Annotated in this window: 14 protein-coding genes; 13 read left to right on the top strand and 1 reads right to left on the bottom strand. The window is 71.6% G+C overall.

Annotated elements, in window-relative coordinates; all coding sequences use genetic code 11:
- Positions 1-40: 40 nt before the first annotated feature.
- Positions 41-3,346, bottom strand: coding sequence for a S8 family serine peptidase (locus tag ACIP9D_RS03945; RefSeq protein WP_350870757.1), 3,306 nt, complete (start codon positions 3,344-3,346; stop codon positions 41-43).
- A gap of 326 nt (positions 3,347-3,672) precedes the next feature.
- On the opposite strand from ACIP9D_RS03945, the gene ACIP9D_RS03940 reads away from it, so the two are divergent.
- From ACIP9D_RS03940 to ACIP9D_RS03880, 13 genes are all read left to right on the top strand, one after another.
- Complete coding sequence (locus ACIP9D_RS03940; RefSeq protein ID WP_350870754.1) at positions 3,673-4,065, top strand: transcriptional repressor; 393 nt, start codon at positions 3,673-3,675, stop codon at positions 4,063-4,065.
- A 16-nt stretch (positions 4,066-4,081) separates the two neighbouring features.
- Positions 4,082-4,324, top strand: a complete 243-nt coding sequence (locus ACIP9D_RS03935) for a Fur family transcriptional regulator (RefSeq protein ID WP_400449330.1) — start codon at positions 4,082-4,084, stop codon at positions 4,322-4,324.
- A 373-nt stretch (positions 4,325-4,697) separates the two neighbouring features.
- Positions 4,698-4,934: a 50S ribosomal protein L28 gene (gene rpmB / locus ACIP9D_RS03930; RefSeq protein ID WP_350870751.1), complete on the top strand. Its 237-nt coding sequence runs from the start codon at positions 4,698-4,700 to the stop codon at positions 4,932-4,934.
- Complete coding sequence (gene rpmG / locus ACIP9D_RS03925) at positions 4,934-5,101, top strand: 50S ribosomal protein L33 (protein WP_350870748.1); 168 nt, start codon at positions 4,934-4,936, stop codon at positions 5,099-5,101. Before rpmB ends, rpmG begins: the two co-directional genes overlap by 1 nt.
- Complete coding sequence (rpsN, locus tag ACIP9D_RS03920; protein WP_350870745.1) at positions 5,101-5,406, top strand: 30S ribosomal protein S14; 306 nt, start codon at positions 5,101-5,103, stop codon at positions 5,404-5,406. The genes rpmG and rpsN overlap by 1 nt, the downstream gene beginning before the upstream one ends.
- An 87-nt stretch (positions 5,407-5,493) precedes the next feature.
- Entirely contained in the window at positions 5,494-6,966 is a 1,473-nt protein-coding gene (locus tag ACIP9D_RS03915) for a choice-of-anchor M domain-containing protein (RefSeq protein ID WP_350870742.1), read from the top strand.
- 92 nt (positions 6,967-7,058) lie between these two features.
- Positions 7,059-8,282, top strand: coding sequence for a WxL protein peptidoglycan domain-containing protein (locus ACIP9D_RS03910; RefSeq protein WP_400449329.1), 1,224 nt, complete (start codon positions 7,059-7,061; stop codon positions 8,280-8,282).
- Positions 8,282-9,796, top strand: a complete 1,515-nt coding sequence (locus ACIP9D_RS03905; RefSeq protein ID WP_350870739.1) for an anchored repeat ABC transporter, substrate-binding protein — start codon at positions 8,282-8,284, stop codon at positions 9,794-9,796. The genes ACIP9D_RS03910 and ACIP9D_RS03905 overlap by 1 nt, the downstream gene beginning before the upstream one ends.
- A 14-nt stretch (positions 9,797-9,810) precedes the next feature.
- A complete protein-coding gene (locus ACIP9D_RS03900) occupies positions 9,811-11,391 on the top strand; it encodes a TIGR03773 family transporter-associated surface protein (RefSeq protein ID WP_350870736.1) in 1,581 nt (526 codons plus the stop codon).
- Positions 11,388-12,137 carry an anchored repeat-type ABC transporter ATP-binding subunit gene (locus ACIP9D_RS03895; protein ID WP_400449277.1) on the top strand — a complete coding sequence of 250 codons (750 nt, stop codon included), beginning with the start codon at positions 11,388-11,390 and terminating at the stop codon, positions 12,135-12,137. Before ACIP9D_RS03900 ends, ACIP9D_RS03895 begins: the two co-directional genes overlap by 4 nt.
- Before the next feature lie 35 nt (positions 12,138-12,172).
- Entirely contained in the window at positions 12,173-12,994 is an 822-nt protein-coding gene (locus ACIP9D_RS03890) for an anchored repeat-type ABC transporter permease subunit (protein WP_350871141.1), read from the top strand.
- Between the two features lie 148 nt (positions 12,995-13,142).
- Positions 13,143-13,799: a choice-of-anchor M domain-containing protein gene (locus ACIP9D_RS03885; RefSeq protein ID WP_350870733.1), complete on the top strand. Its 657-nt coding sequence runs from the start codon at positions 13,143-13,145 to the stop codon at positions 13,797-13,799.
- Positions 13,796-14,449 carry a choice-of-anchor M domain-containing protein gene (locus ACIP9D_RS03880; protein ID WP_350870731.1) on the top strand — a complete coding sequence of 218 codons (654 nt, stop codon included), beginning with the start codon at positions 13,796-13,798 and terminating at the stop codon, positions 14,447-14,449. The genes ACIP9D_RS03885 and ACIP9D_RS03880 overlap by 4 nt, the downstream gene beginning before the upstream one ends.
- Positions 14,450-14,464 lie beyond the last annotated feature (15 nt).

Genomic DNA, 14,464 nt, shown 5'->3' with positions numbered 1-14,464 from the left:
CGGAAGTTCGGAAACGAGCCCCAGCGTTTGGATCAGTCGATCAGTTGACGGCACCGATGTGGACGGCGCCGCGGCCGACGACCGCGCCGTCGGCGGTGACGATGGCGAGTTCGCCGAACAGCTCTCGGCCGGCGCCCGGGGTGGACTGGGCGGTCACCGTCCCGGTGAGGGTGGCGGTGGCGCCGTGGGGCAGGGCCAGCGGGGTGACCGGGGTGGTGAGCGCACCGAGTGACGGGGCCGAGAACGAGTCCCGGTAGTCGTACGCGGTGCTGGTGCCCGGCCCGTCGACGGCGTATCCGTCGACGACGACCCGATAGCTGCCCGCCGGCGGGTTGGCGATGGTGACGGCTTCCTCGGAGTCACCGTCGGCCGCCTGGCCGACCTGGGTGTCGCCGCGGAACACCGTCAGGTCCAGGTCGGCGCCGAGGTTGGCCGTGTTGCCGATCCGGGCCGTGAAGCTCGTCGCGCCCGCGGGCACGTCGACCAGGTACTCGTGCTGCGCGCCTTCGGCGATGGTCGGCCGTTCGGTGTGCACGCTGGACAGCGCGCCGCCCTGACCGGTCACCGCGACCGGACCGTACGCGTTGGTCAGCGTCCAGTTCGCCGGGGTCGGCTGACCCGCGGCGACCGTCGGCAGGTCGATCACGGACGGTTCGACCGTGACGCCCTGCACCCGCGCCTGAAGCTGGAACGGGTTGTTCAGCGATGGCGAGGTCCGCCGGGACTCGACCTCGATCTCCCAGACTCCGGCGATCGGGTTCTGGTAGTCCCGCTCCTGCGGCTTGCAGGCCGCGGCGTCGGAGAAGTTGGTGTAGCAGGCGGTGCTCGCGGTGGGGTCCACCGGAACGCCGTACGGGTTGATGGCGATGAAGCGGGTCTGCGACCCGGTGGCGATGCCCGACAGGTTCACCTGCAGCGCGCCGGCACCCGCCGGCACGGTGACGAAGTACGAGACGAAACCATTTCGCTGCACCGAGCCCTCGGCGGAGAACGAGAAGCTGGGCTTGGTGACGTCGTTGGACGCGACGACGACGGCGGAGACCTCGAAATCGATCACGGAGGTCTTCGGGTCGTCGACGGTCACGATGGTGCCGTGCGCACCGGTGGACCTGGGCTTGGCGGTGACCGCGATCGTGACGGTCTTGTTCAACGGCAGGGCGACGGACTTCGGCGCGGAGAAGGTCCCGTCGTTGCCGCGCAACGCCACCTTGTGGTTGACCGAGCCGGCCGGGCCGCTGGTCCGGGTGAGCTTGACCTGGTAGGTCCGGCTCTGGCCGACCTTTTGCCCGCCCTCGGCCGAAGCGCAGCGGTTGTAGACGCCGGCACCCCGGTTGGGGTTCGGGACGAAGCGGTTCAGCTCGCGGTCGTAGCGGGTTAGGTTCTCCGACAGCCCGGAGCAGACCGGGGCGTCGGAGGTGTACGACCGGGTCTCGACGTTCTTGGCGAGCAGCTTCCAGGCGCCGGGCACGTTGAGCATGCCGTAGCCCTGGGCGTAGGTCGCGACGTCCGCGATCGGCTTGGCCGAGGTGTAGATGGCCCGGCGCAGCGCGGCCGGGGTGACACCCTTGTCGGTTGCCTTGGCGGCCGAGAGCAGCAGTGCGGCGGCACCGGTGGCCTGCGGGGAGGCCATCGACGTGCCGTTGAGCATCTGGTAGCCCGGCGGCAGCGGGTAGCCGGCCTCGGGGACCGGATTGCCCGGCTGCCAGGTCGGCGCGGTGGAGATCGCCGATCCGGGGGCGGTGATGTTCGGCTTGAAGCCGCCGTCCTCGCGGGGGCCGCGGGAGGAGAAGTTGAACAGGGCGTTGTCCTTGCGGACCACCGAGCCGTAGTTGGCCAGCCAGGTGTCCTTGCTGATGTTCGCCGCGACGCTTACCACGTTCTCGGCGACGGACGGGTCGCCGACCGTGTTCAGGCCGGGGCCGGAGTTGCCGGCGGAGATGAACATCTGCACGCCGTACGTGCTGATCAGGTTGTTGTACAGCTGGGCGCGGGCGTTGGAGCCGTCGTTGAGCGTCGGCAGGCCGCCGATGGACATGTTGAGCACGTCCACGTGGCGGTTGATGACCAGGTCGGCCATGCCGGTCGTCAGCGCCGCGGCCGTGCAGCCGCCGCCCCACGAGCAGGCGCGGGCGGAGACGATCTTGGCGCCGGGAGCGGCGCCGTCGAAGGCGGTGTTGCCGAGCATGTCGTTCGCGGCGGTGATGCCGGCGACGTGCGTGCCGTGGGTGGCCTCGATGATGCCGATGTTGACGTAGTCGGACGTGCCCGGGATGTTCAGCGGGGTGGTGTCGACGTCCTCGCGGTACTCGACCACGAACGGCATCTGATCGCGTACGGCGGTGGCGGGGTTGTCGGTGCCGAAGTGTCCGACGTCGAACTTCTCCCGGTATGGCCGCATCAGGGCCTCGTCGGTGAAGTCGTTGTCCTGGTCGACGTCGACCCAGATGTCGTGGGTCTGCGGGTCGTACAGGATGCCCCACACGTCGGTGGTGTCGCCGTCGCGGTTGACGTCGCCAGCCGGGTCGCTGGCCGCGGTGATGGACTCGCGGAAGACGTTGAAGCGGTAGGCGCCGGCCGGCGCGGTCCAGGTGGCGCCGGCGGCGGTGAAGGACGGTCCGTTCACCTCGGTGTTCATCCGCCGCCAGGTGCCGTCGTTCTCGGTGACCGGGTCAGTCGCGGTGACCCAGTCGACGATCTTCCGCTCGCCGGTGGTGGTCTTCTGCAGGGCCGGCTGGTCCAGGTCGACGCCGGAGTCCATGATGCCGATGGTGACTCCACGGCCGTCCCACGTGGGGTGGGCCGCCTTGAACGCCACCGCGCCGGTCTCGTTGGTCGGCATGTACGGGTTGGTCGCGCCGGTGCCAGCGCCGGGTCCCGCGAGCGTGGCCGCCTGCTTCGCCGACTTCGCGCCGGACGGTGCCACGTCGGGGGTCGGGTCCGGCAGCTGGATGGTCTCGTCGAGGTCGACCGCGGAGACGCCGGGCAGTGCGGCGGCCTTGAGCACCTTCGCGGTGGGCACGGTGGCCAGGACGTACCCGATCTGGTCGAAGCGGCGGTTGACCGTTCCACCCAGGGCCTTGAGCCCGTTGGCGACGGCATTGGCGTCGCCCTTCTCGGTGGCCACGATCAGCGTCACCGTCGGCGCGTGCTTCGCCTCGGCCACGGCCAGGAGCTTGGCGTCGTGCGAGCCCAACGCCTCGGCGGGGGTCGCCTGCCCGGTGTCGGGTGTGGACGGGGCGGCGCTCGCGGTCGCGGCGCCACCCGTCACGGTCGCGGCGCTGGCCGCCAGGACCGACGCGAAGAGCAGGGCCGAGGTACGCCTGCTCAGGTTGCGGGGTTCTCTCACGTTCTCTTTCCTCCAGAGAACAGGGCCCTGTGGGTGCAGGGCGCTTCTGAGCGAATCCTTGGCGGTTTTGGTAGTCGATGTCGATAGATGCCGTCACGTTGTAATCTCTCCGTGACGTCACGCGCAGTCAACCGCTGAGGCGGGACCGGTGCCGGCCTGGCCAGCCCCCTGCCGACCGGGGACGCCGAGATCTGTCCGAAATGGCACGGCCACAGCTGCGGTCGATCGACGCATAATGGTCCGACCGACAGCGCGTCGGGCGTCGGAACTGGCCGGTCGGACGGCGGCCGAGATCACGGAGGGTGGCGGCCACGGTGAATCAGGCAATGCCGAATGTGACCCGGAACACCCGGCAGCGCGGCGAGGTGCTGGCGCTGCTGCGGGAGGTCGAGGGTTTCCACACGGCGCAGCAACTGCACCAGATGCTGCTCGCCCGCAACGCGCGGGTCGGCCTGACGACCGTGTACCGGACGCTGCAACTGCTGGTCGACGCCGGTGACATCGACTCGACCCGGCTGCCGGGCGGCGAGCAGCTGTACCGCCGGTGCAGCCAGAGCAAGCATCACCACCACCTGGTCTGCCGCGACTGCGGGCGCACGGTCGAGGTCGCCGGGCCGGCCGTCGAGCGGTGGGCGGACCAGGTCGCCGCGCAACACGGCTTCACCGACGTCGGTCACACCTTGGAGATCTTCGGTACCTGCGCACAGTGCGCGCGCTGATCCTCCGTCACGCACGCTGCAGGCCCTGCTCGAGTCCGGTGAGGTGGACAGCATGCGGCTGCCGAGCGGTGAGCAGCTGTTCCACCGGTGCACTGGCTCCCGCCATCACCATCTGGTGCGCCGGCACTGCGCCCGCACCATCGAGGTCGTCGGGCCCACCGTCGACGCCTGGGCCCGAAGAACCGCGCAGCGGCATGGCTTCGCCGACGTGAACCACACGCTGGAAATCTTCGGCACCTGCGCCGCCTGCGCGGTCTGACCACACCCTGCCGACCGCCGCCGGCAGATCATGCGCGCCGCGCCCGACTGCGCGGGCGTCGGCCTGAGCACCTTCGGCACCTCGCCCGCCGGCGCTTCGCGGCCGCGACGTGGTTTCTCGTCCTGACGCGCGCGCCGACATCGGCCCCCTCGCCCGCTGTGCACCGGGGCCGCCGTGGCCGCGCCTGACCGGTGGGAGACCACGTCGCCCCCCGCTGTCCAGGTGGGACGCGCGCCGACGCGCGGGGACAGGCGCGGCGGGGGTGGGTCCGGGTGGTGGCAATCGTGCGGACCCCCGGCGGCAACCCGACCGAACGGCTGATGTAGAAATGAAAACCGTTACCGTTAAGGTTGCCGTATCGAGAAGGAGTCAGATGTCCAGACGCTGTGACGTGACCGGGGCGAAGCCGAGCTTCGGCAACGCCGTGTCCCACTCGCACCGGCGGACCCGCCGTCGGTGGAATCCGAACCTGCAGAGCCACCGCTACTGGGTGCCGTCCGAGCGACGCTGGGTCACCCTCACTCTCACCGCGAAGGCGCTGAAGACGGTGGACCGCAAGGGCATCGAGACGGTCGTCGCCGAGCTGCGGGGTCGGGGGGTGCGGATCTGATGGCCCGCCAGACCGACGTACGTCCGATCGTCCGCCTGCGTAGCAGCGCGGGCACCGGCTACACCTACGTGACCCGCAAGAACCGCCGCAACGATCCCGACCGGTTGGTGCTGCGTAAGTACGACCCGGTCGTGCGCCGGCACGTCGAGTTTCGCGAGGCGCGCTGATGGCTCGCACCAGCCTGGGCAACCGACAGGCCCGCCGCGTGGTGCTCGTCGCCCGCCACGCCGAGCGTCGGGCGGAGCTGAAGCGGATCATCGCCCACCCGGGAACGGACCCGACGGCGCGCGACGAAGCGGTGCGCCGGTTGGCCCGGCTGCCGAGGGACTCCAGCCCGGTGCGGTTGCGCTCTCGTGACCAGATCGACGGTCGGCCCCGCGGCGTGCTGAGCCGGTTCGGGTTGTCGCGGGTGCGGTTCCGCGAGATGGCGCTGCGCGGTGAGCTGCCGGGCATCCGCAAGGCGTCCTGGTGAGCCCAGCTCCCACGAGTCACCTGCCGGTCGTCGAGCGGCAGTGAGAACCGGGCACGCGCCTCGAGGTGTGCCCTCGGAAGGGGAGGTATGAAGATTGCCACGAGGCCGCCCGGTGTGGCGGCCCTGATCACCGGGGCGGTGCTGGCAGCCAGCGTGGTGCTGGCGCCGGCGACCGCGTCGGCAGCCGACCGGGCGGTGTTGTCGAAGGGGCACACCGACGCGGTCGATGTGCACTACGACGACGGTCGGTTGTCGCTGGAGGTGCACGACGACACGGTCAATCCGGCGGTGACGCGGGACCCGGCGGACGTGACGTTCCAGGTGCTGCCCCAGGCGGCGACCCCGGTGCCCGACGATCCGCGGTTCACCTTCCTCGGGCCGGCCGGCTCGCAGATCTGGCTGCTGCCGATGACCCAGGACCCGGATCTGCTCTGGCCGGGCTGGAACACCACGACCCTCGACTCCGGGGTGTTCGTGGGGGACAAGGTGCGGTTGAGCCTGGTCGACGTGTCCGGGCCGGGTGAGGTGTCGCTGTTCATGCAGGACGTGTTCGGCGGTCCGCTGGTGAAGTTCCACAGCAGCGACGGACTGCCCGACGCGCTCGACGTGCCGGTGCACACCCACGCCCACGCCAACTGGGCCTTCACCGCCGAGGGTAGCTACACCCTGAGGTTCCAAGCCGACGCGACGCTGACCGACGGCACCGGGATCAGCAGCGGTCCGGTCGACTACTCGTTCGTGGTCGGGGAGCTGCCCGACGCCGACCCGAGCGTCGCCCTGGCGGTCAACGGGATGGCCGAGGAGTACCAGCCGGGCGACAACGTCACGCTCAACGCGGTCCAGACTCCGCAGACCGAGCTGGACCACTACCACTGGTTCAGCAGATGTGCCGGCGCCGAGCAGTTCTCGGTGATTCCCGGCGAGGCCGGCGCTGCCTACACCTTCACCGCCACTCGCGAGCTGAACGCCTGCGAGTACGTGGCGAAGCTGTACGACGACGACCACCAGGTCGTCGCCACCAGCGAACCGGTGTCGCTCTGGGTGGCGTTCCCGCCGGAGACCCCCGGGGCGTCGCAGACCATCACGGCGGCCATCGACGCGACGGCGGGCGCGCTGACGATCAGCGTCAACCCCGACGACCGCGCCGTGGTCCTGCCGCCCGCCCAGCTCTCCGCCGGCGGTGACCGGTGGGAAAGCGTCGGTGAGCTGCGGCCGGTGACCGTCACCGACACCCGGGGCGCGAGCCCGGGCTGGAGCGCGTCGGGTCAGGTTCCGCAGGACTTCACCGCCGACGGCGGCGCGTCGTTCAGCGCGGGCTATCTCGGATGGACTCCGCGGGTGCTCGCGCAGGCCGACGGCCAAGGCATCACCGCCGGAGCGGAGGTGACGCCCTACACCGTGGGCTCCGACGGTGGGCTGGGCGCCAGCGCGGTGCTGGGCTCTGCGCCGGACGGCGCCGGTCGGGGAACCGCGCGCCTCGGTGCCGGGCTGCGGCTGAGCCTGCCCACGGAGACCGCCGCGGGCACGTACACCGCGACGCTCGTCCTGACGGCGATCTGACCGCCGGGCCGGGGCGGACGCACCACGGTCCGCCCCGGCCGTCCAACCCATCCCCGCGACGGCCACCCCTTCGTGAACGGATCGCTGTGCCCGTGCTCCTGCTCCCCACCCTCGTCGCGACCCTCGCCCTCACCTCGCTCATCCCGGCTCCGGCGGCGTCGCTTCCGCGGACCGTCCCGGCTGCCGCGCCGAGCCCCGGACCGTCCTCGCCGCCCCAACCTCGCGCGTCCGCACCTCTGTCAGCGGTCACCGTGGGCATCGCCCCGTCCACGGCGAGAGGGCCGAACGGTCGATCGGCCTTCACCTACAAGCTGAACCCCGGCGCGAGCGTGACGGACCACGTCGGGATCACCAACCACTCGACCCGGCCGGTCACCCTCGCCCTGTACGCGAGCGACGCCTTCACCACCCTGCGCGGCGGCTACGACCTGTTGCCGGCCGGTCGGCAACCGGTCGACGTCGGCTCATGGGTCCGGCTGCCGAGGCAGACCGTGACCGTTCCGTCGACGTCCCGCCTCGACGTGCCGTTCACCCTCACCGTGCCGACCAACGCCACTCCCGGCGACCACGCCGGTGGCATCGTCGCCTCCCTGACCGCCACGACCACCAACGCCCAGGGCAACCAGGTCGCCGTCGACCATCGGGTGGGTTCCCGGATCCACCTGCGGGTCACCGGCGAGCTCGCACCCGCGTTGGCGGTGGAGAACCTCGTCGTCGGCCACAACCGGTCAGTCGATCCGCTGCGCGGTGGCACCGTCACCGCGACGTTCGACGTCCGCAACACCGGCAACGTCCGGCTCACCGGACAGCCGTCGCTCGAGGTGGCCGGTCCGTTCGGCCTCGCCGGCCGCACCGTCGACGGTGCCGCGCTGCCGGAGATCCTGCCCGGTGGCGCCGTACGTACCACCGTCCGGATGCACGGCGTGCCCCCACTGGTCCGGCTGACCGCGACCGCCGCCGTGGCCCCGCAGCCGGTCGACGGTCAGGTCCTCGACCCACCACCGGCCACCGTCGTCGCGCGGGCCTCGCTGTGGGCGCCGCCCTGGCCGCAGCTTCTCCTGCTGGTCGCCTGCGGGCTTGTCGGGTGGGGCCTGGTCCGCGTTCGGCGGCGTCGCCAGCGACGTCTCCGACGCGCCCTGGACCTCGCCCGGGCGCAGGGCCGCGCCGAGGTCGTCGCCGCCGGGACGACACCCGCCTCGGCGCAGCCGACACCGGCTGAGCCCCACCCCGACCCGGCGCCGGCCCGACCCGGCCGCGACCACACCACCCGCAACGACCGCGAACCCACCACCGACCACACGGGGAGAACCACCTGATGAGACGCATCCGCCGCGCCGGGGCGACCGCCCTGGCCCTGGCGATCCTGACGAGCGGCTGCGCACCCAGCCGGGCCGGAGACGACGGGCGAGTGTCGGTGGCCGTCAGCACCGAGATCCTCGCCGATCTGGTCCGCAACGTCGGCGGCGACCGCGTCACCGTCGAGGCGGTCGTGCCCGCCGGCGGTGACCCGCACTCCTACGAGCCCACCCCGTCCGACGCCGCGAAGGTCGCCCGCGCCGACGCGGCGTTCACCAACCACCTGCTGCTCGAAGAGCACGCCCTGATCAAGCTGTTCGACAACAACGTGTCCAAGGGCGCACCGAACATCTCCCTCGCCGAGGGCGCCGAGCAGTACGGCGCCACCCTGATCCCGCTGATCGAGGACGTCGGCCTGGACGTGCTCTGGCTCGGGCTGGCGGTACGCGGCAAGGGCCCGAGCCGCAGCGCGGACATCCGGCTGTCGGCGACCAGGGTGGACGGACCCGGCCAGTTCGCCGCCTACCTCACCGACGCGCTCGGCCAGCCGAAGATCTACTACAACAACGCCGACGGCATCGACGGCACGGACGTCGCGGTGCTGCCGCCGGACGCGCACACCCACCTGAACTGGGCGTTCAGTAAGCCGGGGGAGTACCGGGTGACGCTCTCCGCCGCGGTCGACGCCGGCGACGGCAGCCCGGTGCGCCAGCTCGGCTCGGGAACGTTCGCCTTCGCCGTCGGAGTCGAGCCCCGAGGGCTGCTGCGCGACGGCCGCAGCCGGCTGTTGGACGCCGGGCACACGGACCTCGCCGTCGACCTGGACACCGCGACGGTCTTCGCCCGCACCGACGAGCAGGGCGACATCCCCGCCGAGCAGGTCGTCATCGACGTGCCGAACCGCGCCATCGAGCAGGTGCCGGACGACAAGCGGTTCGGCTTCCTCGGTGCCGCGGGCGGCTCGGTGTGGCAGCTGCCGCAGGCGGTGCTCGGCAAACACGTACACGGCGAGATCGACCCGCACCTGTGGCAGGACGTCCGCAACGCCAAGGCGTACGTGCAGGTCATCGCCGACACCCTGAGCAGGGTCGACCCCGAGGGCCGCCCGACGTACCACGCCAACCGGGACCGCTATCTGGCCGACCTGAGCGAGTTGCACACCTACGTCGCGGGCCAGCTCTCGAAGATCCCGGCGGAACGCCGGCAGCTCATCACCACCCATGACGCGTTCGGCTACCTCGCCAAGGCCTATGGGCTGACCATCGCCGGCTTCGTGGTGCCCAACCCGGCGCAGGAGCCGAGCGCCGCGCAGGTCACCAAGCTCTCCGAGACAATCCGCAACCTCAAGGTCCCGGCGGTGTTCATCGAGCCGAACCTCGCGGCCCGCGCCAGCGTCCTGCGCCGGGTCGCCACCGACCAGGGCGTCGACATCTGCCTGGTCTACGGCGACGCCTTCGACGCCAACGCCACCACCTACGTCGCCATGATGCGGCACAACGCCGACGAACTCCTGCGCTGCCTGGGAAGGAAATGATGAAACTGCGATGCATGCGGGCCGGAGCCGCCGGCCTGGCGCTCGGCGTACTCGCGCTGATGGTCGGCGCCGCCCCGGTCACGGCCGCGCCGGCCACCGCCACCGCGGCGGGAACGGACCTGGTCTCGATCGCCCTCAACAAATCGGCGCTCGCGCTGCGGGTCCGCGACGCGGCGCAGGCCGGGCGGGGACTGCCCGGCCACGACCCCGCCGCCGTCCTGCTCGGCCCGGCCGGCGGCTCCGCCGGCCGGGTCCCGGCCGGGCAGAACTTCGCGTTCCTCGGCGAACCCGGTCACCCGGTGTGGTCACTGAGCAGCGGCGACAACGGCTTTCCCCAGCTGGACACGACCGGGGTACGACGCGGCGCGACCATCGGCGACGTGGTGGAGGTGTCGCTGCGCGCGGTCGACGGCCCGGGCCGGTTCACCGCGTACACGCTCTCGTCTCTGGGGGTGCCGACTCCGCTGTTCGGCACCGGGCCGGACGCTCCGGACACCGCGCGGCTGCCCGCCGCGACCCGCGCCGGCAGCCTGATCTGGATGTTCGACGCGGCCGGGGAGCACCGGGTGACCCTTGCCGCGTCGGTCACCCTGCCCTCTGGCGAGAAGGCGAGCACGCAGGAGAGCTACCGGGTGCAGGTCCCGACGATCAACCCGGGCCCGACGGCGCCGCTGCCGGCGCCGGCCCTTTCCCGACCCGCCGCCCCCGACGAGAGCGGCGCCCCGCGCACGTCCGCTGCCGCATCCGGGACCAGCGCGAAGCCCGCCGCCGCGCCACGGGCCCTGACCGCACCGGCCGCCAAGGTTGCTGCTCCCACGACCGCCGCCGGCCGGAAGGTGATCGCCGACGGGCACGTCGACATGGGCCCGCAGCTGACCGGGGACGCCTGGATCATCAGGATCAAGGACGACACCGTCAGCCCACCGGTGTGGCGGGAGTTGTCCGACGTCGTGCTGCACGTGAAGGACACGGCGAAGGTCGAGGTGCCGGCGGGCGCGGACTTCCTCGGCAAGCCGGGTGACGCGGTCTGGCTGCTGCCGCAGGCTCAACAGTCCGGCATCGTCTGGCCCGGCTGGAACACCCAGCACGAGTCCGTCGTCGCGGGCACGAAGGGCAACGTGACCTGGGCGCTGAAGGGGGTCACCGGGCCGGGACGTTTCACGCTCTTCCTGACCGGCTCGTTCGGCAAGGCCGACGTGCTGTTCGACTCGGCCAAGGCCCTGCCGCAGCAGATGAGCGTCCCGCCGAACACCCACGCGCACGGCAACTGGGCGTTCAGCAAGCCCGGTCTCTACCGGCTGGCCGTGCAGATGAGCGCCACCACCACCGCGGGTAAGGCGGTGACCGACACGAAGACCCTCACCATCGCGGTCGGCGACGCGACCGATCCGGGCAGCGGCTCGGGCTCGGGCTCGGGCAACGGTGGTGCCGGCACCGGGTCCGACACCGGATCGGGCCCGCTGCCGCGTACCGGTGCGGGGTGGGTACTGACCGCAGTCGGCGGCGGCGGCACGCTGGTCGCTGTCGGAGCCCTGCTGCTGGTCGCCGCTCGTCGTCGACGCCACACGGGCCCGACCGGCGCGGAGTCGGCGTGACCGCGGCGCTGCGGGTGGAATCGCTGCGCGTACGGCTCGGTGAACGTCTCGCCCTCGACGGTGTCGACCTCACTGTCGGCGCCGGAGAGATGGTCGGGCTCATCGGGCCGAACGGGGCCGGCAAGACGACGCTGCTGCGGGCGGTGCTGGGTCTGCTGCCCGTCGAGAGCGGCCAGGTGCTGATCGGCGGCGAACCGGTCGCGCGGTCGCGGCGGATGATCGGGTACGTCCCGCAACGGCACGAGTTCGCCTGGGACTTCCCGGTCACCGTGGCCGGCGCCGTGCTGACCGGGCGTACCCGTGCCATCGGGTGGCTACGCCGCCCCCGGTCCGCCGACCGGGAGGCGGTGGATGAGGCGCTGGCCCGCGCCGGGCTGACCGACCTGCGGGACCGGCCGGTCGGGCAGCTCTCCGGGGGGCAACGGCAACGGGTGCTGGTCGCCCGGGCGTTGGCGTCCCGGCCGGCGGTGCTGCTGCTCGACGAACCGTTCACCGGGGTCGACGTCCCCACCCAGGAGTTGCTCACCGATCTGGTCGCCCGACCGCGCGCCGACGGCACGGCGCTGCTGATGACGACCCACGACCTGCCGGCCGCCGCCGCCACGTGCGACCGGCTCTGCCTACTCAACCAGCGGGTCGTGGCCGAAGGGCCGACTGCGGAGCTTCGGGACCCGGCGGTCTGGCTGAGGGCCTTCGGCGTGACCTCCTCCGACCAACTGCTGACCGTGCTGGGAGTCCCCAAGTGATCGAGATCCTGGCCGAACCCTGGCAGCACGTGTTCATGCAGCGGGCGTTCACGGTCGCGATGCTCGCCAGCGTGGTCTGCGCGGTGGTCGGTAGCTTCGTGGTGCTGCGCGGAATGGCGTTCATCGGCGACGCGGTCGCCCACGCGGTGTTCCCCGGGGTGGCGGTCGGCTATGTGCTGGGCGCCAACCTCGCGATCGGTGGGGCGATCGCGGGAGTCGTCACGGCCCTGACCATCTCGGTGGTGTCGCAGAACCGGCGGCTCAAGGAGGACGCCGTCATCGGGGTGTTCTTCGCGTTCGCGTTCGGCCTCGGCATCGTGTTGATCAGCACCCAGGGCACGTACACCGGTGACCTCGCCTCCTTCCTGTTCGGTCAGATCCTCGGACTGTCCGACGGCGACGTGATCACCGTTGCGGTGGTGGGCGCGGTGCTGATCGCGGCGACCCTGCTGCTGCGCAAGGAACTGGTGACGGTCAGCCTGGACCGGGAGACCGCGGCGGCGTCCGGGCTGCCGGTCTTCTGGCTGGACACCGCCCTCTACGTGATGGTGACCCTGGCGATCGTCATATCCCTGCAGGCGGTCGGGAACATCCTCGTTCTCGCGCTGCTCATCACGCCGGCCGCCGCGGCGCGGATGCTCACCGAACGGCTCGGCGTGATGATGCTGCTCGCCGCGGGCATCGGTGTCGCCTGCGCGGTCACCGGGTTGTACGTCTCCTACTACTACAACCTGGCATCGGGAGGCCTGATCGTGCTCGCCCTGACCGCGGTGTTCGCCGGCTGCTGGCTCGCCGCCCCCCGCTACGGCCTGCTCGGCCGGCGGCGGCAGCGGGCCCGACCGCTGGCCGCCACCTGAGCCCGTAGCGCCCGAGAGCGCCCGCGTCCGTCGTCTGCCGACACGAGCGCGGGCGCTCTCCTCATTCACCCCTTCCGTTCGTTAATCGAAACGACTATCGTTTTCATTAATCGCCGGTCCGCAAAGGACCGCAGGGAAGGAGCGGTACGTGCACAAGCCCATCCGCCTGTTGCTCGCCTCGGGGGTCGTGACCGCGGCCCTCCTCGCGGCCGCGCCGCCAGCCCAGGCTGAGACCGGCACCCTCGTCACGCTCAGCGCCGGTCACCTCGATGTCGCCGACGTCGCCTACGAGGACGGAACCCTCGAGATCGGCGTCCACGACGAGGACAACGACATCGAATACGCCGCCGACGAGGTCAAGCTGGTCGTCAAGCGTCAGGCCAAGGCCACCGTTCCCACGAACCCGGACTTCGCGTTCCTCGGCACGCCCGGCGTCGCGAAGGTCTGGATCCTGCCCGAGGTGCAGAACAGCGACCTGATCTGGCCGGGCCTGGCGGCCGAGGAGGTCGAGCCCGGCGTCTTCGTCGGCGACGCGCTCGCGCTGACCGTGCAGTCCGTGACCGGCCCCGGACAACTCGCCATCTACACCGAGAACGCGGTGGGCCAACCGACGATCCTCGCCGACAGCGGCGACGGACTGCCCGACGCGATCGCCCTGACCGCCGGCGATCACCGCCACGCCAACTGGGCGTTCGACCGCTCCGGCGCCTATTGCGTCACCCTCCGGGCCACCGGCACCGTCGCCGCCACGGGCCAGACCATCACCTCCGCCCCCGCAACCCTGCACTTCACCGTGAAGGCGTGATCAACGTGCGCATCCGTTACCGCTTCCTGGCCGGCACCGCCATGGTCGCCGCGCTGCTCGCCGGCACCGCCGGCCCCGCCACGGCGGCGCCGGTCGTGCTGTCCAGCGGCCACGTCGACATCATCGACGTCGACTATGCCGCCGGCGCGCTCACCGTCGACGTCCTCGACGGCACCGGCACGACCGGGGTCGAACGCCAGCCCGGCGACGTCGTCTTCCAGGTGCCCCACGCCGCCAGCACCGCCGTTCCGTCCGGCTCGGCCTGGTCCTTCCTCGGCACCGGCGGCCAGGCGTGGGTCCTGCCGCAGTCCAGCACCGCCGGCCTGCTCTGGGCGGGCTGGAACACCACCGACGTGCCCAGCGGGGTGCTGCAGAACAACGGGCTGACGTTCAAGCTGACCAGCGTCACCGGGCCGGCCGGCTTCAGCATCTACACCGTCTCCGGCGGCACTCCCACCGTCCTGTTCGACAGCGGCAACGGGCTGCCCGACAGCCTGAACGTCAGCCGCAACACTCACGCCCACGTCAACTGGGGTTTCGACGCGGCCGGCACCTACACCGTCAGCTTCGAGGTCACCGGCCAACTCGCCACCACCGGCAGCACCATCAGCTCCGGGACCAAGACCTTCACCTTCCAGGTTCTCCCCTGACCCCCTCCGGCAGCT

It is taken from the genome of Micromonospora sp. NPDC093243 (assembly GCF_044753725.1).
GTDB lineage: Bacteria > Actinomycetota > Actinomycetes > Mycobacteriales > Micromonosporaceae > Micromonospora.
This window is presented reverse-complemented; position numbering and strand designations above follow the sequence as displayed.

Bases quoted from the DNA above. Each gene is read 5' to 3' on its own strand.
- ACIP9D_RS03940 (WP_350870754.1), top strand. From the start codon at position 3,673: ATGCCGAATGTGACCCGGAACACCCGGCAGCGCGGCGAGGTGCTGGCG.
- rpmB (WP_350870751.1), top strand. From the start codon at position 4,698: ATGTCCAGACGCTGTGACGTGACCGGGGCGAAGCCGAGCTTCGGCAAC.
- rpmG (WP_350870748.1), top strand. From the start codon at position 4,934: ATGGCCCGCCAGACCGACGTACGTCCGATCGTCCGCCTGCGTAGCAGC.
- rpsN (WP_350870745.1), top strand. From the start codon at position 5,101: ATGGCTCGCACCAGCCTGGGCAACCGACAGGCCCGCCGCGTGGTGCTC.
- ACIP9D_RS03915 (WP_350870742.1), top strand. From the start codon at position 5,494: ATGAAGATTGCCACGAGGCCGCCCGGTGTGGCGGCCCTGATCACCGGG.
- ACIP9D_RS03905 (WP_350870739.1), top strand. From the start codon at position 8,282: ATGAGACGCATCCGCCGCGCCGGGGCGACCGCCCTGGCCCTGGCGATC.
- ACIP9D_RS03900 (WP_350870736.1), top strand. From the start codon at position 9,811: ATGCGGGCCGGAGCCGCCGGCCTGGCGCTCGGCGTACTCGCGCTGATG.
- ACIP9D_RS03890 (WP_350871141.1), top strand. From the start codon at position 12,173: ATGCAGCGGGCGTTCACGGTCGCGATGCTCGCCAGCGTGGTCTGCGCG.